The following is an 18,190-nucleotide window of genomic DNA, read 5'->3' on the forward strand; positions in this document are numbered from 1 at the left end:
CCGTCCCAGGTGAGGTGCAGGTCCGCGTACCAGCCGGGCGGCAGCAGCGCCGCGAGCCGGGCCGCCGTGATGGCGGCCGCGCGGCGGAGGGTGCTGTCGGGGGTGGTGAGGGTGAGGAGACTGCGGGGCCGTGAGGTCATGGCGGTTCCTTCGGTGAAAGGGCTCTTGCCCTGGTGGACGGTTTTTCCGCCGGAAGCGTGCCGCCCCCGCCCGGGAGCCTTGGTGCTCGGCTCCCCGCGGGGGCATGACCGGTCTGCTCGATGCGCTGTGCTGGGCAGTCCGTACGCGTCAGTCCGCTGTGCGCATCAGCCCGCCGTGCGCGTCTGCCGGAGCCGGGCCGCGGCCAGTGCCGTCAGCAGGGCGAGGGCGGTGAGGACGGCGAAGGCGATGCGGTAGGCGTCGGCGTCGGCGTGCGGGCCGTCGAGGCTGCGGGCAGCGGTGGTCTGCACGGTCGCCAGGAGGTTGACGCCGATGGCGGCGCCGAGATTCCGCAGGAGCGTGACCGTGGAGGTGTGCGCGCCCATCAGATGGGCCGGGGCCGCGTTCTGGACGTGGACCAGGGCGGTCGAGGTCACCAGGCCCGTCCCCACCCCGATCAGCAGCTCGGCGCCGGCGGCGCCGGTGACCGACGTACCGGGGAAGAGGGCCAGGACGGCGCTGCCGAGCGCCAGCAGGAACGCGCCGCCGATCGCGGTCGTCCGGGCGGAGTGCCGCTGCAGCAGCCGGGCCGTCAGCGCCGAGCCCACGACCCAGCCCAGGGCGCCGGGGGCGACGAGCAGGCCCGCGGTGCCGCTGCCGGTGCTGCCGGACGCGGTGAGGGCGAGCGGGAGCAGGGTCACCGACGCGTAGAGCGTCACGGCCGCGCCGATGGTGACCAGGCCCGCGTTGCGCTGGGCCGGGCGGACGGCGAAGTCCGCGGGCACCATGCCCGTACGGCCGGGGGCGCGCAACCGGCGGACGTGCGCGGCGGTGGCGGCCAGGAGCACCGCGGCGAGGGCGCCGTAGGACCACACCCGCAGGCGCAGGGTGGGGCCGACGAGCAGCAGGAGGAAGGCGGAGAGCGCGGCGGCGACACGGCGCGCGACCGCAGGCCGTCGCCCGCCAACCCGGGGCTGGGGGCTATGGGAGCCATGGGGGAGCTCTACGGGCTCTACGGGCTCCGGGAGCCGGGGGCCGACGCGCAGCGCGCCGCGGACCCCGTATGGTGCAGCTCACAAAGTGAGTGGCTCGGGCCGTAGAGGGAAGAAGCGAGCGCGGGCGGTCCGAGGGAGCACCGTCCGCGATCACGGCGCGGTCGACACGTCTCACCATGCGATATCGGCATGGCTGATTCCGACCGCTCGTTAGACTGAGCCGACCGCATTACACAGAGCTGCGAGGAGCGCACGTGGGCCTTGTCGTGCAGAAGTACGGAGGCTCCTCCGTTGCCGATGCCGAAGGCATCAAGCGGGTTGCCAAGCGAATCGTGGAAGCCAAGAAGAACGGCCACCAGGTGGTCGTCGTGGTTTCCGCGATGGGTGACACGACGGACGAGTTGATCGATCTCGCCGAGCAGGTTTCGCCGATGCCTGCCGGTCGTGAGTTCGACATGCTGCTGACCGCCGGAGAGCGGATCTCCATGGCGCTGCTGGCGATGGCGATCAAAAACCTCGGCCACGAGGCGCAGTCCTTCACGGGCAGCCAGGCCGGTGTCATCACGGACGCGGTCCACGGCAAGGCGCGCATCATCGACGTCACGCCGGGCCGCATCCAGCAGTCCGTGGACTCCGGCAACATCGCGATCGTGGCCGGCTTCCAGGGCGTGTCCCAGGACAGCAAGGACATCACGACCCTGGGCCGCGGCGGCTCGGACACCACCGCCGTCGCCCTGGCCGCCGCGCTGAACGCCGAGGTCTGCGAGATCTACACCGATGTCGACGGGGTCTTCACGGCCGACCCGCGGGTGGTGAAGAAGGCCCGCAAGATCGACTGGATCTCGTTCGAGGACATGCTGGAGCTCGCGAGCTCCGGTTCCAAGGTGCTGCTGCACCGTTGCGTCGAGTACGCACGCCGTTACAACATCCCGATCCACGTGCGCTCGTCCTTCTCGGGGCTCCAGGGCACCTGGGTCAGCAACGAACCGCAAGGGGACCAGCCGATGGAGCAGGCGATCATCTCGGGCGTCGCGCACGACACCTCCGAGGCCAAGGTCACGGTCGTCGGTGTGCCGGACAAGCCGGGTGAGGCCGCGACGATCTTCCGGGCGATCGCGGACGCCGAGATCAACATCGACATGGTCGTGCAGAACGTCTCCGCGGCGTCCACCGGCCTGACCGACATCTCCTTCACCCTCCCGAAGACCGAGGGCCGCAAGGCCGTCGAGGCGCTGGAGCGGACGAAGGAGCGCGTGGGCTTCGACTCGCTGCGCTACGACGACCAGATCGCGAAGATCTCGCTCGTCGGCGCCGGGATGAAGACCAACCCGGGCGTCACGGCGACGTTCTTCGAGGCGCTGTCGAACGCCGGGGTGAACATCGAGCTGATCTCGACCTCCGAGATCCGCATCTCGGTCGTCACCCGCGCCGACGACGTGAACGAGGCCGTCCGGGCGGTGCACTCCGCCTTCGGCCTGGACAGCGAGAACGACGAGGCCGTCGTCTACGGAGGCACCGGGCGATGACCGCCGGCCCCGCGGCCCGTACCGCCACCCTCCCGGGTGCCGGTGCGGGCCGTAAGCCGGTGCTCGCCGTCGTCGGCGCCACCGGCGCCGTCGGCACGGTCCTGCTGGAGATCCTTTCGCAGCGTGCGGACGTGTGGGGCGAGATCCGTCTCGTCGCTTCCCCGCGCTCGGCCGGGCGCCGGCTCACCGTGCGCGGCGAGGAGACCGAGGTCCTTGCGCTGAGCGAAGAGGTCTTCGACGGCGTCGACGTCGCGATGTTCGATGTGCCGGACGAGGTCTCGGCCCGGTGGGCGCCGATCGCGACGGTCAAGGGCACGGTCGTCGTCGACAACTCCGCCGCCTTCCGGATGGATCCGGACGTGCCGCTGGTGGTGCCCGAGGTGAACGCGCACGCGGCGCGGGTGCGCCCGCGCGGCATCGTCGCCACGCCCAACTGCACCACGCTGTCGATGATCGTCGCGGTGGCGGCCCTGCACGCCGAGTTCGGGCTGGGCGAACTGGTCGTCTCCTCGTACCAGGCGGCTTCCGGGGCGGGCAAGGCCGGCGTGGACGCGCTGCGCGCGCAGCTGGCCGCCGTGGCCGGCTCCTCCCTTGGTACGCAGCCCGGCGACGTGCGCCGGGCGGTCGGCGACGCGCTGGGCCCCTTCCCGGCCCCCCTCGCGCTGAACGTGGTGCCCTGGGCAGGCTCGCTGCGGGAGGGCGGCTGGTCCTCCGAAGAGCTGAAGATCCGAGACGAGTCCCGCAAGATCCTGGGGCTGCCGGACCTGCGGGTGGCGGCGACGTGCGTACGGGTCCCCGTGATCACCACGCACTCCCTCTCCGTGCACGCGCGCTTCGAGAACGAGGTCACGGTCGGGCAGGCGCACGAGATCCTGGCGAGCGCGCCGGGGGTCGTGCTGGTGGACGACCCGGCCGAGGGGGAGTTCCCCACGCCCGCCGACGCGGTGGGCACGGACCCCACCTGGGTGGGGCGGGTGCGCCGGTCGATGGACGACCCGAAGGCGCTCGACTTCTTCGTATGCGGTGACAATCTGCGCAAGGGGGCGGCCTTGAACACGGCTCAGGTCGCCGAATGCGTGGCGGCGGAGCTGAGCACTCCCTAATCTGGAGAACTGGTGAAGGTCTTGAAGGTCCTGTGATCAAGTCGTTGGTCCAGACCTCTTGAACTGGGCAGATGAAGTGTTCGACGATGCGCTCCCCGCCCACTGCAACCGCCGGCGGCCGGGGGGCGTCTCTGTTGCCGTCTCTCAGGGCGGCAATAGAACCGGGGCATTGAGGAAGAGCTGGTACGCATGAGGGCATATGACGCATCGTCACGCGGCGCATCGTCAGACGCGGCGCCTCGCGTGTACAACCCTGACGGGGGGAAGCGTGTCCAACAGGCGTGGCAGAGGTCATCAGCATCGCAACCGCCCCGAGGCGCGGCGGCAGCGCACTGCGCCCGCGCTCGCACCCGTCGGGCGGCATGCCGGTGATCGCTCCCTGGCCGGCCGCCCGCACCGCCGCCCAGCTCCCGCCCCAGCGGGGGGACGCTGACGAAGCAATGGCAGCGGGCACCACAGTCGACCACCTCACCGAGACCTACAGGGCCCACTACCGCTCCCTGCTCGGCCTTGCCGCGCTGCTCCTCGACGACACCGCCTCCTGCGAGGACGTGGTCCAGGAGGCCTTCATACGGGTGCACTCCGCACGCGGCCGGGTCCGGGACCCGGAGAAGACCCTCGCCTATCTGAGGCAGACTGTCGTCAATCTGTCCCGCTCGGCGCTCCGCCGCCGCATCCTCGGGCTGAAGCTGCTCTCCAAGCCGATGCCCGACATGGCGAGCGCCGAAGAGGGAGCGTACGAACAGCTGGAGCGCGACCAATTGATCAAAGCGATGCGCGGACTGCAACGCCGGCAGCGTGAAGTCCTCGTCCTCCGCTACTTCGCCGATATGACCGAGGCCCAGGTCGCCGAGACCCTGGGCCTCTCCCTCGGCTCGGTCAAGGCGTACGGGTCGCGGGGGATCGCGGCGCTCCGCGTCGCCATGGAGGCTCCGGCATGAACCGCCCCCCCTACGACGGGCCCGGTCCCGACGACGAGCGTGGCGGCGGCATGGACGAACAGTCGCTCCGGCAGCTCCTGCAGGGCGCCGTCGGGGACATCGAGCCCGCTCCCGACGCGCTGGAGCACATCCGGCGCGCCGTGCCGGCCCGGCGCACCCGCCGCAGGCATGCCCTCGTGGGCGCCGCGGCCGCGCTGATCCTCGGCGGCACGGCCCTGCCCGCGGTCGTCCACGTCGCCACCACCGGCGACGAGGTCGAGGAGCGCCACGCCAATACGGCCAGCTCCCAGCACAGCCCCGAGGAGCCGGGCGCCGAGCCCGACGGGGTGGGCGACGGCGGGGGCCGGCCCGAGCAGGGCGAGGCCCGGAACCACGACGAGAAGCGGGAGCAGCGCAAGAACGAGGGGAGCAAGGGCAACGAACCCAAGCCCGCCGCCTCCTCCCCCGCGGGCAGCCTTCCCGCGCCCACGAACACCTTCGCCGCCGTCTCCCCGATCTGCGACCGCGACCAGCTCGGCAAGGGCAGCGGCTCCGTCGGCCCCGCCGACCGGGACGGCCGCGTCTACGGCGCCTTCCGCGTGGTCAACGTCTCCCGCGCCGTCTGCACGGTGGGCGGGCCCGGGACCGTCGCCGCGAGCCCGCGGGGCAGCGCCGAGAGCGGGCGCGTCTCCGTCGTCGACCACACGCCGGGCGACGCCGCGACCGGCCTGCCCGACCCCACGACCGAGCCCAGCGAGGTCATCCTCCAGCCCGGGCAGGCGTACGAGGTGAAGTTCGCCTGGATCCCGACGGCCGACGGCGCGCGCAGCAGCTGTGCCAAAAACACCGGCGGGGCTTCTCCGGCGCCTTCCGCGGGCGGCGGCGGCGCCAGCGCCTCCCCGGCCAGTGGCACCGCGGCCGCCCAGCAGCCGAGCGTGCCGGATTCGCCCCCGCCCACGCCGCCGCCGAGCGTCGTGCTCAGCCACACCCCGGACGTCGGCGAGCCGGCCATAGCCGACGCCAAGATCGACGACGCCTGCGCCGGCACCGTCTACCGGACGGGGCCGATCGTCACCGCGAGCTGACGCCTTTCGTGGCGCCTGCCGGGACGCCCGTGCCTCCGGTGGTGGCGGTGCCGGTGGCGCCTCCGGCAGGGGGCGGTGACCGCCGCGACGGGCGTGCCCGTACCGTGGTGGTGTGTATCGGTTCCTGCTGACTCCCCGCTGGTGGGCGATCAACGTCTTCACCGTGGTGGCCATCCCCTTCTGTCTCTTCATGGGCAGCTGGCAGCTCGGCCGCTTCGAAACGCGCGTCGACTCGCACCGCGAGCAGCAGACGCAGGCCGACGACGCCCGGAAGGCCGACGCCGAGCCCCTGCGCGACCTCCTCCCGGTGACGACGGAGACCTCCGGCCGCCGGACGACGGCCTCCGGCCGCTACGACGCCGGGCACCAGCTGCTCGTGCCGGAGCGGAGCCTGGACGATCGCCGGGGCTTCTACGTGCTGACCCTGCTGCGCACCGACGACGGCAAGGCCCTCCCCGTCGTCCGGGGCTGGCTGCCCGGCGACGCGGCCTCCAAGGCGGACACCGCTGGGGTGCCCGCCCCGCCGGCCGGCCGCGTGACGGTCACCGGCGCCCTGCAGTCCTCGGAGAGCCCCGGCTCCAAGGGCGTGCACGCGAGCGGCGGCCTGCCCGAGGGCCAGGTCGGCGTGATCAGCGCCGCCTCACTGGTCAACCTCGTGCCGTACGGGGTGTACGACGCGTGGATCACCGCCACCGAGGCGCCCGGGGCCATGACCCCGGTGCCCCCGGCCGCCGCCCCGAACAGCGGCCTGGACCTCAAGGCCTTCCAGAACCTCGGCTACACCGGTGAGTGGTTCGTCTTCGCCGGCTTCGTGCTCTTCATGTGGGCCAGGCTCTTCCGCCGCGAGGCGGAGGCCGCGCGAGACCTGGCCCTCGGCATCACTCCGGAGCAGGCTCCGGACGGGCCGGGGCAGGCTCCGGACGGCTCGGGAGGGGCTCCTGGCGGTCCTGGGCAGGACGACGGCCCAGATGACGCTCCGCAAAAGCGATCTCCAGCCGGAGCTGCTTGATCCGCTCCTCCACCACCAGGGAGCCGTGTCCCGCGTCGTAGCGGTAGACCTCCAGGGGGTGGCCGCGGCCCTCCAGCCGCTCCACGTAGTTCTCGATCTGCCGGATCGGGCACCGCGGGTCGTTCATGCCCGCGGAGATGTAGACCGGCGCCCGCACCTCGTCGACGTACGTGATCGGGGAGGACGCCGCGTAGCGCTCCGGCACCTCCTCCGGGGTGCCGCCGAGCAGCGTGCGGTCCAGGGCCTTCAGGGCCTCCATCTCGTCGTGATAGGCCGTCACGTAGTCCGCCACGGGCACGCCGGCCAGGCCCAGCGCCCAGGCGTCCGGCTGGGTGCCCAGGCCGAGCAGCGTCAGATAGCCGCCCCACGAGCCCCCGGCCAGCACCAGCCGCTCGGGGTCGGCGATCCCCGCGGAGACCGTCCAGTCCCGGACCGCCGCGATGTCCTCCAGCTCGATGAGACCCACCCGGTGCTTGAGCGCGTCCGTCCAGGCGCGGCCGTAGCCCGTAGAGCCGCGGTAGTTGATCCGGACGACCGCGTAGCCGTGGTCGACCCAGGCGGCGGGGCCCGCGGCGAAGGCGTCGCTGTCGTGCCAGGTCGGACCGCCGTGGACGTCGAAGACCGCGGGGAAGGGCCCGGTGCCCTCCGGCACCTGGATCAGGGCGTGCACCTTGCCGCCCGGCCCGTCCACCCATACGTCCCGGACCGGCACGGACCGCGGCGCCCGGCCGACCCCGCCCGGCAGCGCGGGCGGATCCAGCACGACCTGCCCGCTCGTGGACCGCACGACCGACGGCTCGGCCGCCGAGGACCACAGGAACTCCACGCTGCCGTCCGGCCGCGGCAGGGCGCCCGACACCGTGCCCACGGGGGTGTCCAGGCGGGTCAGCGAGGCATCGGCCAGGTCGTAGCGCCACAGCTCGCTGCGGGCCTGGTGGCTGTGCTCGACGAGCAGCGCGGAGCCGTCCGGATACCAGCCGGCGTCCAGGTCGCCCGGCAGGTCGACGGCGAGGGCCGTCTCCTCGCCCGTGGCCGCGTCCCACAGCATCGGCTCCCAGCGGCCCCGCCGCTGGTGCCCCACGAGCAGCCGGGAGTCCCCGGGCACGGGCGCGAAGCCCATGACCGCCAGGCCCAGCTCCTCGGTGCCGCCGCGGGTGTCGTCCAGCTCGGCGACGGCGCTGCCGTCCGGCCGCACGATGCGGACGGCCGAGTGCATCGCATCGCCGTGCTCGGTGTGCTCGATCGCGATCAGAGTGCCGTCGTACGACATGCCGCCGACCCCCGCGGACTCGGCGTGGCGGTAGATCTCCACGGGCCCGGCGCCGGGCCGTGCCACGTGGACCGTCGACCCGCCCTCGTCCGTGGACCGGCCGACCACGGCCGTGCCGTCCCGGCCCAGGGCCAGGCCGGCCGGGTAGGAGGGCTCGAGACCGGGCACGGCGGGCTCGTCGGCCCCGCCGTGGAAGGGCTGGCGCATCCACACGCCGAACTCGTCCCCGTCCTTGTCGGCGAACCACCAGATCCACTCGCCGTCGGGCGGCAGCACCCCGCCCGTCGTGCCGTTCGGCCGGTCGGTCACCTGGCGCTGCGCGCCCGTGGCGCGGTCCCACGCGTACACCTCGAAGGTGCCCGTCACGTTGGACACGAACAGTGCGCGGTCGGGGGCGTCCTTCGCCCATCTCGGCAGCCCGACGCGCGGCGCCCGGAAGCGCTTCTCCCAATCCGGCACGGCCGCCGCCGCATCCGGCACGGCCGCTGCGGTCGGCACCGCCGCCGTGCCCTGCGGGGCGACGGCGGGCCCCTCGTCCTTCTGCCCGGACTTCTGCTCGGACCCGTTGCTCTCAGTCATGGCCCCATTCTGCGACGGAGCGGGGACATCGCGCCGAGGGCGGCCGCAGCCTGTGGATAACTCTGTTCCGGACGGCGCCCTTCCGCTCGGGTGCGCCCCCCGGGCGCGGGCTCAGGACCGGTCGCCCGGCACCGGGCGCAGGCCCATCCGGTCGGCCGTGCCGTCGTCGAAGTCCTCCAGGAATCCGGCGAGCGTGTCGGCGAGGTGGTTCATGCCCCGCGCGCCGAACAGCACGGGCTGGTAGCCCGAGACCCGGTAGGGCGTGGCGACCATGGCCCGGACGTCCAGCTCCCGGACCTCGCACGAGCCCAGCCGCTCCAGCTCCCCGTACGAGGACAGCAGCGCCGCACCGTAGGCCTTGACACCACCCGCCCCGCTCCCGGCCGCCCCCTCCTCCGCCATCACGCCGAACTCCAGCGTGAACCAGTACACGCGGCTGATGACGTCGAGGGCCTCGGGCGTGGTCAGGCGCGTCGCCGTGCGGCCGAACATGCGGTAGAGCTCGGCGAACGCGGGCGACGCCAGGTGGATGCCGTGGCCGAACACGTCGTGGATCACGTCCGGTTCGGGCGTGTACAGCGGCACCGACGGATGGCGGACGAACTGCACGGCGTGGAAGTAGCCGCGCTCCATCGAGCCGAGGAAGCGCCGGTTCTCCACGAACCCGCCCGCGAGCGTGAACTCGAACCCCGTCAGCGGCTTCAGCCGCGCCCCGACCTCCGCGTGCTGCGGTACGTGGTCGGCCGGCACGGGAGCCTCCTCCGCGGCGTCCAGCACCTCCCGGCAGGCGTGCGCCCGGTGCGCCTTGCCCAGCGCGCCGTGGACCGTGCGCCACGTCGCGTGCTCGTCCTCGGTGTAGTCCACCGTCGGCGACGGGTCGCCCACGCGATGACCGCGGGCCGTCTCCACCAGGGTTTTCCGCCGCTGCAGGTACCGGCTGTCGCACCGCCCCGGATGCTGCGCCGCCGGGCCGAGCCTGCCTCCCGGCGTCACCGGCGTGCGTGACCAGAGTTGACTCATGAAACACAGGGTGCCCAGGGGGGAGCAGAGGGTAACCTCCTCGGGCCGGGCGGGGCCCTGAGATGCGGCGGGGCCTTACCGGTGCCAGCGTGGACAGTGGGCCCAGGTGTGTGCTGTGCGCTCTGGTACAGGAGGTTTGCCATGACGACCAAAACGGCGTGGAACGCCCAGATCGAGATCACCGAAGAGGGCCGTAAGGTCACCGCCGATGCGACGCTGATCGGCAAGGGAGGGGAGCGGCGGCTGATGGGTCATGGCGTCGCCCGGTGCAATCCGGCCGACCAGAACGACCCCGCCATAGGCGACGAACTCGCGGCCGCCCGCGCCCTTTCCGATCTCACCAACAAGCTGCTCGACAGCGCGGCCCGCGACATCGAGTCGCACACCCACGAGCCGGTCAAGGGATCGCTCGGCTAGCCCCTGAACCCGAAACCCGGAGCTTCCCGAAACCCGGAGCTTCCCGAAACCCGGAGCTTCCCGAAACCCGGAGCTTCCCGAACCCGGAGCTTCCCGAACCCGGACGCTTCCCGAACCCGGCCTCCCGGCCGCAGAATCCGCCCCGGCTCCGCGCCGGGGCGGGTTTCTGCGTGCCGTGGCAAAAAGTCGAGAGGCAGGCCGCATCCGCGCCGAATCGGCGGCAATGCAAGGCGAGTTGAGAGAGCGCCTTCGCTTATTGGCCCCCCGATGCCGAGGGCGGCATCGGCGGCCGAAAGCGGCTCACGAGGCGCTCTACCCCGGCAGCAGCGTTCTGGGCGTCCGCCGACGCGTAGGCCCAGGTGGCTCGTAGGCTCGGGCGGATGAAGCACTCACCTGCCGCATCGGTGCGCGAGTTCCACCTCGCCTGCGGACTCGATGCCCGTACGATCCCCACGGAGGTTCCCGCCGATCTCGCCGCCCACCGCCAGGAATTGCTGGCCGAAGAGGTGGCCGAAGTCGCCGAGGTCGCCGTCGAGGGCCCGCTCGACAAGCTCGCGCACGAGCTGGCCGACGTGGTCTACGTCGCCTACGGCACGGCCCTCGTCCACGGCATCGACCTGGACGCGGTGATCGCCGAGATCCACCGTTCGAACATGACCAAGCTGGGCCCCGACGGCAAGGCGTCCCGCCGGGCCGACGGAAAGGTGCTCAAGGGAGAGCACTACCGGGCACCGGACGTGTCCGCTGTCCTGCGCAGCCAGGGCTGGCCGGACGAGCCCGGGGACTGACGCCGGCCTCCCCCGTAGCCCTCACGTACGCTCACCAGCCGCTCACAGCGAAGTGACCGGCCGCCCGCCCCGGGCGGCCGGTCATTTTCTTGGCGCAACGCCCCCGCCCCACCGCCCCTGTCAGGACCAAACAGCCTGACGGGGGTGACGACAAGTCGCCGACGACTTCTCGCCATGGACATCTCATGGTCAACAAGGTCCTACCCGGGCAGAGTTGGACGCAGGGAGTGGCGGCCCGGCCTGCCACCGCGAGACCCCCTTCCCCCGAGCGCCCCAAGGAAAAGGCTCCGGAAAGTTGTCGGGGTGCCGTCGTTTCCCGTGCCCACCCGCGGAAATACGAGGCGATCAATCAATGATCTATCAGAGCACGCACGAGATGATCCTGGACGACGTCTTCCTCGACCTGTCCGGTTTCATATCGGGGGTCGATGTCCTGCTCAAGCTGGAGGGCTTCAATCCGGCCGGATCCATCAAGATGAAGGCCGCGGTCGGCCTCCTTGAGGACGCGGAGAGCCGCGGGGTCCTGCGCCCCGGCGGCCACGTCATCGAATCCTCCTCCGGCAATCTGGGAATTGCGCTGAGCTCGGTGTGCGCGGCCCGCGGCTACCGCTTCACCTGCGTCGTCGACCCCAATACGTCCGCCCTCAGCATCGCGCTGATGAAGGCCTTCGGCGCGCAGGTCGTCTCGGTCGACCAGCGGGACGCCAACGGCGGCTTCCTGCAGTCCCGCATCGACTACATCCACCGGCGGCTCGCCGAGGACCCCGGGCTGGTCTGGCCCAACCAGTACGCGAACCCCGCCAACCCCAAGGCGCACTACGAGCGCACGGCGGCCGCCATCGTCAAGCAGGGGCTGGACGTCGACTACCTCTTCGTCGGCGCCGGGACCACCGGGACGCTGATGGGCTGCGTCGCGTACTTCCGGGAGCACTCCCCGCACACCCGCGTGATCGCCGTCGACACCGTCGGCTCGGTCACCTTCGGGAACCCGCCCGGCAGGCGCTACATACCGGGGCTGGGCACCAGCCGCCGGCCCGAGATCTTCGACCCGGAGCAGATCGAGCACACCGTCATGGTCCCCGAGGCCGAGGCGGTGCGCATGTGCCGCCGCCTCGCCGCCCAGCGGGGCATCGTGGCGGGCGGCTCGACCGGGTCGGTACTGGCCGCCGTCGAAGGCCGGCGGGACGAGATCCCCGCCGGCGCGCGCGTCGTGGCCATCGCGCCCGACTTCGGCGACCGGTACCTCAGCACCATCTACGACGACACATGGGTCCAGGAACGGTTCGGCGCCGACGTCACGGTGCCGCACCAGCGCGGTCACTCTGCCACCTCACCGCATTCGATGCCCGGCACCGGCGTGCCGGCCCTGAAGGGATAACAATGTTCGAGTTCAGCGTCATCGGCGGAAAGACCGCCCGCGACATCATCGGCCGCACGCGGCAGCAGATCGTCACGGAGGTGCGCGAGACCTATCTGACCCACCACGCGGGCGAGTCGGTCAACCCCAACAGCTACTTCCTGCGCTTCCCCGACAAGCCCGACAGCCGCATCATCGCCCTGCCCGCCTACCTGGGCGGCAAGACGGACGTGGCCGGCATCAAGTGGATCAGCAGCTTCCCCGGCAACATCAACAAGAGCGTCCCGCGCGCCTCGGCCGCCCTGCTGCTCAACGACTACGAGACCGGCTACCCCTTCGCCTGCCTCGAGGCCTCCCAGATCAGCGCCGCCCGCACCGCCGCCTCCGCGGTCCTGGCCGCGGAGCAGCTGACCGGCGGGCGCACCGCCCGGCGGCTGACCATCGTCGGCGCCGGCATCATCGCCCGCAACATCCTGGAGTTCTTCACCGCCCAGGAGTGGGCCGTGGAGGAACTGGTCATCCACGACCGGCTGCCCGAGTACAGCAAGGCCTTCGCCGAGTACGCCGGCTCGTCCCTGGGCTACCGGACCACCACCGAGGACGACCTGACGGCCGCCCTGACCGGCTCCGACCTGATCGTCTTCGCCACGACGGCCGGCGAGCCCTACGTCACCGACGCCGCCACCTTCACCGCCGGCCAGGTCGTGCTGAACGTCTCGCTGCGCGACATCGGCCCGGAGATCATCCTCGGCGCGCAGAACATCCTCGACGACATCGGCCACTGCATGACGGCCAACACCTCCCCGCACCTGGCCGAACAGAAGTACGGGCACCGCGACTTCATCGACGGGACGCTCGCGGAGGTCATCCTCGGCGACGTCGAGCCCGACCGCGACCGCCCGGTGATCTTCTCCCCGTTCGGTCTGGGCGTCCTCGACCTGGCCGTCGGCATGCACGTCTACCGCACGGCGCGGGAGAGCGGCGAGACCGTCGACGTCCCGGACTTCTTCGGCGAGACCCGGCGGTGGTGACAATGACCCTGCCTCTTCCCTCCCCCTCTTTCTCTTCCTCTTCCCCGTCCCCCTCCACGGACCTCGGCGCCTGCATCATCGGCTTCGGCTCGCGCGGCCTGGGCGTCCTGGAGCGGATCGTCACGCTCACCTCGGCCCCCGCATGGGGCGAGCGGCCGTTCACGGTCGACGTCGTCGACCCGCTGTGCGACGCCAGGGGCATCCACGACCCGGCCCAGCCCGATTACCTGCTGCTCAACACCACCTGCAACCAGGTCTCGCCGTTCCCGGAGGAGGCCACCGTCGGCGACACCGTCGGCGACCGCGGCCCCACCCTCTACGAGTGGGTCCGCGAGCGGGGACTCCGGCTGGCCGAGGACGGTTTCACGCTCGGCCCCGTAGGCCGCGAGATACGCGAGGACGACTACCTTCCCCGCCGCATACTCGGCGAGTACCTCTCCTGGTTCCTGCGGCGGGTCGTGGACCGCGCCCCCGACCACCTGGAGATCCGGTTCCACACGGGCGAGGCCACCGAGCTGACCGTCCTGCCCGACGGCAACCGCCGTATCGTCCTCGACGACGGCGCCGTACTGACGGCACCCTTCGTCTTCCTCACCACCGGCCACACCCCGCCGCCCGCCCCGCCCGCGCCGGAGCAGTCGCCGGGGGAGCACCGCAGGGTCCGGGACATCTACCCGCCGAAGAGCCGCTTCGCGGACATCCTGCCCGGACAGACCGTCGCCCTCGGGGGTACGGGACTGTCCGGCATGGACGCCCTCGCCGCGCTCACCCTCGGCCGCGGCGGCCGCTACACCACCGTCGACGGGACCCTGCAGTACGTCCCCAGCGGTTCGGAGCCGCGCATCCTGCTGTACTCCCGCACCGGACTGCCGTTCCGCGCCCGCCCCAGGGCCAACCGCCAGGGCCCGCTGTACGCGTCCCTGGTGCTCACCCCGGAGGCCGTCGACCGCCTGCGGGCCGACGCGCCGGGGGAGGGCATGAGCCTCCACGGCGACCTGCTGCCGCTGGTCCGCACCGAGATGCGCGTCGCGTTCCACCTGCGCTGCGCCGGGCTGCTCGGCGGCGACGAGGCCGAGACGCGGACGGCCGGCGCCCTGCGCGAGGCCCTCGCGGCGGGACGGCTGGAGACCGAGCTGGACCGGCTGGACGACGTGCACCGCGAGGACTTCGGCGTCCTGGACCCCGAGGCACTGCTCTTCCCCGAGACGGGCGAACTCACCGGCAGCGGCGCCTACCAGGACTGGTACGCCGGGCGCATCGCCGACGACCTGGAGCAGGCGGAACTGGGCCTGTCCGGCAGCCCGCTCAAGGCGGCGCTGGAGGTGCTGCGCGACCGGCGCGAACTGCTCCGCCGCGCCGTGGACTTCGCGGGCCTCGACGAGAAGTCCCACGAGGAGTTCTACGGTTCCTTCACCGCCGTCCTCAACCGGTCGGTGACCGGTCCGCAGCTGGACCGCCACCAGGAGCTGCTCGCCCTGCTCCGGGCCGGCGTCGCCGCCGTCCCCTTCGGCCCCGAGCCGGAACTCGCCTGGGACGCGCAGGAGGAGCGCTGGCGGCTGTCCTCCACGCGGCTGGGCACGCCGTACACCGCCACTGCTGACTGGCTGGTCCACGCCACCTCCGGGCAGCCCGACGTCGAACGCACCGGCAGCCCGCTGCTCGCGAGCCTGGCCGGCAACGGCACCATCCGCAGGCACCGCCCCGCCGTTGCCAGCAGCAGGGGCGTCGACCTCACCCGCGACCTGCACCCGGTCGGCCGCGACGGAGAGACGGACGAGCGCATGTGGGTGCTCGGCCCGCTGTCCGAAGGCACCACCTTCTACAACCACTACGTGCCGTCGCCGGGCGGCTTCTCCCGGGCCCTGATGGACGCCCACCGCAGTGTCACCGCCATGCTCGAAGCAGCGCAGCGCCTGTCCGAACTGCCCCTGACGACTGCAGAGATGGCATCTGCAAAGGTGGCTACGTGAACGCTGCTCTCGCAACCCTCCCCATCCTCGTCACGCTGGGGCTCCTCGCCCTGGGCGTGCGTGCCCTGTACGCAAGCCTGGCGGCCCTGGCGACCGCTCTCGTCCTCACGGCCACCTCGTTCCGCACCCCCCTGGGCGATCTCGGCGACGCCCAGCTGCACATGCTGCCGACCATCGTCGAGCTGGGCGCGATCCTCTTCGGAGGCATCCTGCTCAGCGAGCTGATGACCCGCACCGGCGCACAGTCCCGCATGGGCAACTGGATAGGCAGCGCCTGCAGTTCCCCCAGCCGGGCGGTGCTGCTGGTGATGCTCGGCGTGACGCCGTTCGCCGAGTCGCTCACCGGCTTCGGCATCGGCGTCATCGTGGCCATCCCGCTCCTGCGCCAGCTGGGCCTGCCGCCGGCGAAGGCCGCCGTGGTCGGCCTGCTGGGCCTGGTCACCGTGCCGTGGGGCTCCCTGGCCCCGGGCAGCCTCGTCGCCGCCGAACTCGGCGACGTCGACTTCCAGCAGCTGGGCATCGACTCCGCCCTGCTGTCCGCGCCCGTCTTCCTCATCTGCGGCGCCGCGACGCTGGTCGTCGCCCTCGGCGCACGCCGGGCACTGGCCTCGGCCGGCGACCTGCTGCTGGCCGTGGCGGCGCTCTGGGGCACCGTCTGGGCCGTCAACACCTTCATCGGCGTGCCGCTGGCCGGCGTCCTCGGCGGACTCGTCACCATGGTCGTCCTGCTGGTGGTCTCCCGGATGCTGGAGCGGGCCGGCGCGGAGGGCCGGCGCGAGCCCATCGGCCGCACGCTCTCCCCGTACGCCTTCCTCGTCGCCGGCCTCCTGGTGAGCCGGCTGATCCTGGAGTCGGCGGGCGTCAAGGACGGCTGGTGGACGGTCGTCGCCGGCCCCGGCGGCTGGCTCCTGGTGACCGCCGCCCTCACGCCGAAGCTGCTCGGCGCCGGGGAGCCCGTCCTGGGCCCGGCCGCCGTCGCCGCCCTCGGCCGCTGGTGGCAGGTGACCCTGACGACCGTCGTCTTCCTCACCCTGGGCACCGTGCTCACCGTGACCGGCATGAGCCGGGAGCTCGCCGAGGCCTGCGCCACGATCGGCTCCTCCTACCTCGTGCTCGCCCCCTGGATCGGCGCCGTCGGCGGCTTCCTCGCCGGCTCCAACACCGGTGCCAACGCGATGTTCGCCGCCAGCCAGGCCAACACCGCCGAGGCGCTCGGCTACTCCACCGGGCACCTCGTCGCCGTGCAGAACGTCAGCGCGGCCCTGGCCTCGGGCGCCTCCAGCGCCCGCGTGGTCCTGGCCGCGCAGCTGGCCCAGAACGCCCCGGGCCCGGCGGCACCGTCCAAGGGACCGGAGCCCGCCGGAACGTCCGTCCCGTCGTCTTCGCCTTCGGGAACGGCGACCGGGACGATGACCACCCCCGTGGTGCAGACCACCGTGACCGCGGATGCGGACACGGACGCCGACCGCCCCGTCGACACCCGGTGGGTCCTGCGCACGGTGCTCTCCGTGCACGCCCTCGTGTTCCTCACGACGGGAGCCATCGCAGTCCTCTGGCAGTGACACCCGAGAGAACCCGACAGAAAGAACGGTCATGACCCACCCCGTTGTGCTGATAGCCGACCAGCTCTCACCCGCAGCAGTCGACGCCCTGGGCGAAGGGGTCGAGATCCGCCACTGCGACGGCACGGACCGCGCCGCCCTCCTGGCGGCCGTCCGGGACGCCGACGCCCTGCTCGTCCGCAGCGGCACCCGTGCCGACGCCGAGGTCATCGCGGCCGGAACCCGTCTCAAGGTCATCGGCCGGGCGGGCGTCGGCCTCGACAACGTCGACGTCGACGCGGCGACCCGCGCCGGCGTCCTCGTGGTCAACACGCCCACCGCCAACATCGTCAGCGCCGCCGAGCTGACCTGCGCCCTGCTCCTGTCGGCCGCCCGCAACGTCCCGCAGGCCGGCCACTCCCTGAAGCAGGGCTCCTGGGAGCGCAGCCGCTTCACGGGCACCGAGCTCTCGGGGAAGGTGCTCGGCATCGTGGGCCTGGGCCGCATCGGCGCGCTGGTGGCCGAGCGGCTGGCGGCGTTCGGCATGGAGATCATCGCCTACGACCCCTACGTGACCCCTGCGCGCGCCACGGAGCTCGGCATCGAGACGACCGGCCTCGACGACCTCCTCACCCGCGCCGACTTCGTCACCGTCCACCTGCCCAGGACGCCCGAGACGATCGGCCTCATCGGCAAGGAGGAACTGGCGAAGGCCAAGCCCTCCGCGTACTTCGTCAACGTCGCCCGCGGCGGGATCATCGACGAGACCGCCCTGGCAGACGCGCTCCGCGCCGGCCGCATCGCGGGCGCGGCCCTGGACGTCTTCGAGACCGAGCCCCCCGTCGACTCCCCCCTCCTCGCCCTGGACAACGTGGTGGCCACCCCCCACCTGGGCGCCTCCACCCACGAGGCCCAGGAGAAGGCGGGAACCCAGGTGGCAGGATCAGTGATCCAGGCCCTGACGGGCGCCCCGGTCCCGGACGCGGTCAACGCTCCGGAGCCCCGCCCCTTCGCGGCCGTGGGCAGCTGAGACCGGGACACGTACGCATGACGGGTGGGGCCGCTCTCTTTAGAAGAGGAGAGCGGCCCCACCCGTCGTAGGCGCATGTGTCCCGGATCACCACCCGGGCGGTTCAAGCAGTCCAGGCACACTAAAAACAAATCAGGCCTGGTTTCCCTCAGTGAGAGAAACAAGGCCTGACCTGGTGTTTCGAAGTCGGGGTGGCGGGATTTGAACCCACGACCTCTTCGTCCCGAACAAGGGGCGATCGGCGAGCTGACCTGGCGTGACGGGCTCACCTGCAGCTCGGGGTGTTGGTTTGGCGGGGCTGGCGGTGGTCGTGACGGGGTCGGGCTTTGATCCACTCCTCGTTCGCTCCATTCCGCTCAGTCACTGACGCCCTGGGCTCGACGAGGAACCGTTGGGAGATCCTCAACGGAT

13 protein-coding genes and 2 pseudogenes are annotated in these 18,190 nt (G+C 72.1%); 12 read left to right on the plus strand and 3 right to left on the minus strand.

From position 1 onward, the window contains the following. Positions 1-305: 305 nt before the first annotated feature. Entirely contained in the window at positions 306-1,184 is an 879-nt protein-coding gene (locus V7793_RS09165) for an MFS transporter (RefSeq protein WP_336004207.1), read from the minus strand. Between the two features lie 203 nt (positions 1,185-1,387). Here V7793_RS09165 and V7793_RS09170 point away from each other — a divergent pair, with 203 nt between their 5' ends. The 5 genes and pseudogenes from V7793_RS09170 to V7793_RS09190 all read left to right on the plus strand — a co-directional run. Beyond that, positions 1,388-2,659: an aspartate kinase gene (locus V7793_RS09170; protein ID WP_058045511.1), complete on the plus strand. Its 1,272-nt coding sequence runs from the start codon at positions 1,388-1,390 to the stop codon at positions 2,657-2,659. Then, a complete protein-coding gene (locus tag V7793_RS09175; protein ID WP_336004129.1) occupies positions 2,656-3,762 on the plus strand; it encodes an aspartate-semialdehyde dehydrogenase in 1,107 nt (368 codons plus the stop codon). The genes V7793_RS09170 and V7793_RS09175 overlap by 4 nt, the downstream gene beginning before the upstream one ends. Before the next feature lie 281 nt (positions 3,763-4,043). Then, positions 4,044-4,703 (plus strand): SigE family RNA polymerase sigma factor, encoded by a 660-nt coding sequence (locus V7793_RS09180; protein ID WP_336004131.1) that lies wholly within the window; start codon positions 4,044-4,046, stop codon positions 4,701-4,703. Next, positions 4,700-5,767 (plus strand): hypothetical protein, encoded by a 1,068-nt coding sequence (locus tag V7793_RS09185; protein WP_336004134.1) that lies wholly within the window; start codon positions 4,700-4,702, stop codon positions 5,765-5,767. Before V7793_RS09180 ends, V7793_RS09185 begins: the two co-directional genes overlap by 4 nt. 190 nt (positions 5,768-5,957) lie before the next feature. Beyond that, positions 5,958-6,512, plus strand: a pseudogene (locus V7793_RS09190) (SURF1 family protein); the annotation flags it as partial. A 133-nt stretch (positions 6,513-6,645) separates the two neighbouring features. Here the strand turns inward: V7793_RS09190 and V7793_RS09195 are convergent. Beyond that, the gene (locus tag V7793_RS09195; protein WP_336004211.1) at positions 6,646-8,505 is read right to left on the minus strand and encodes a S9 family peptidase; all 1,860 of its coding nucleotides are present in this window, start codon (positions 8,503-8,505) and stop codon (positions 6,646-6,648) included. 231 nt (positions 8,506-8,736) lie between these two features. Then, positions 8,737-9,645, minus strand: a complete 909-nt coding sequence (locus V7793_RS09200) for a phenylalanine 4-monooxygenase (protein WP_336004136.1) — start codon at positions 9,643-9,645, stop codon at positions 8,737-8,739. Between the two features lie 141 nt (positions 9,646-9,786). On the opposite strand from V7793_RS09200, the gene V7793_RS09205 reads away from it, so the two are divergent. The 7 genes and pseudogenes from V7793_RS09205 to V7793_RS09235 form a co-directional block, all read left to right on the plus strand. Beyond that, on the plus strand, positions 9,787-10,062 hold the full coding sequence (locus tag V7793_RS09205; protein WP_336004139.1) for a DUF1876 domain-containing protein: 276 nt from the start codon (positions 9,787-9,789) through the stop codon (positions 10,060-10,062). A 380-nt stretch (positions 10,063-10,442) separates the two neighbouring features. Then, entirely contained in the window at positions 10,443-10,850 is a 408-nt protein-coding gene (locus tag V7793_RS09210) for a MazG nucleotide pyrophosphohydrolase domain-containing protein (RefSeq protein WP_336004142.1), read from the plus strand. A gap of 352 nt (positions 10,851-11,202) precedes the next feature. After that, entirely contained in the window at positions 11,203-12,228 is a 1,026-nt protein-coding gene (gene sbnA, locus V7793_RS09215) for a 2,3-diaminopropionate biosynthesis protein SbnA (RefSeq protein ID WP_336004145.1), read from the plus strand. Between the two features lie 2 nt (positions 12,229-12,230). Further along, positions 12,231-13,238 (plus strand): 2,3-diaminopropionate biosynthesis protein SbnB, encoded by a 1,008-nt coding sequence (gene sbnB, locus V7793_RS09220; RefSeq protein WP_336004148.1) that lies wholly within the window; start codon positions 12,231-12,233, stop codon positions 13,236-13,238. Positions 13,239-13,240: 2 nt separating this feature from the next. Beyond that, a complete protein-coding gene (locus V7793_RS09225; RefSeq protein WP_336004149.1) occupies positions 13,241-15,208 on the plus strand; it encodes an FAD/NAD(P)-binding protein in 1,968 nt (655 codons plus the stop codon). After that, a complete protein-coding gene (locus V7793_RS09230; RefSeq protein WP_336004153.1) occupies positions 15,205-16,770 on the plus strand; it encodes an L-lactate permease in 1,566 nt (521 codons plus the stop codon). The genes V7793_RS09225 and V7793_RS09230 overlap by 4 nt, the downstream gene beginning before the upstream one ends. Positions 16,771-16,801: 31 nt before the next feature. Then, positions 16,802-17,740, plus strand: a pseudogene (locus V7793_RS09235) (hydroxyacid dehydrogenase); the annotation flags it as partial. Positions 17,741-18,190 lie beyond the last annotated feature (450 nt).

It is taken from the genome of Streptomyces sp. KLMMK, assembly GCF_036961605.1.
Taxonomy (GTDB): Bacteria; Actinomycetota; Actinomycetes; order Streptomycetales; family Streptomycetaceae; genus Streptomyces; species Streptomyces telluris.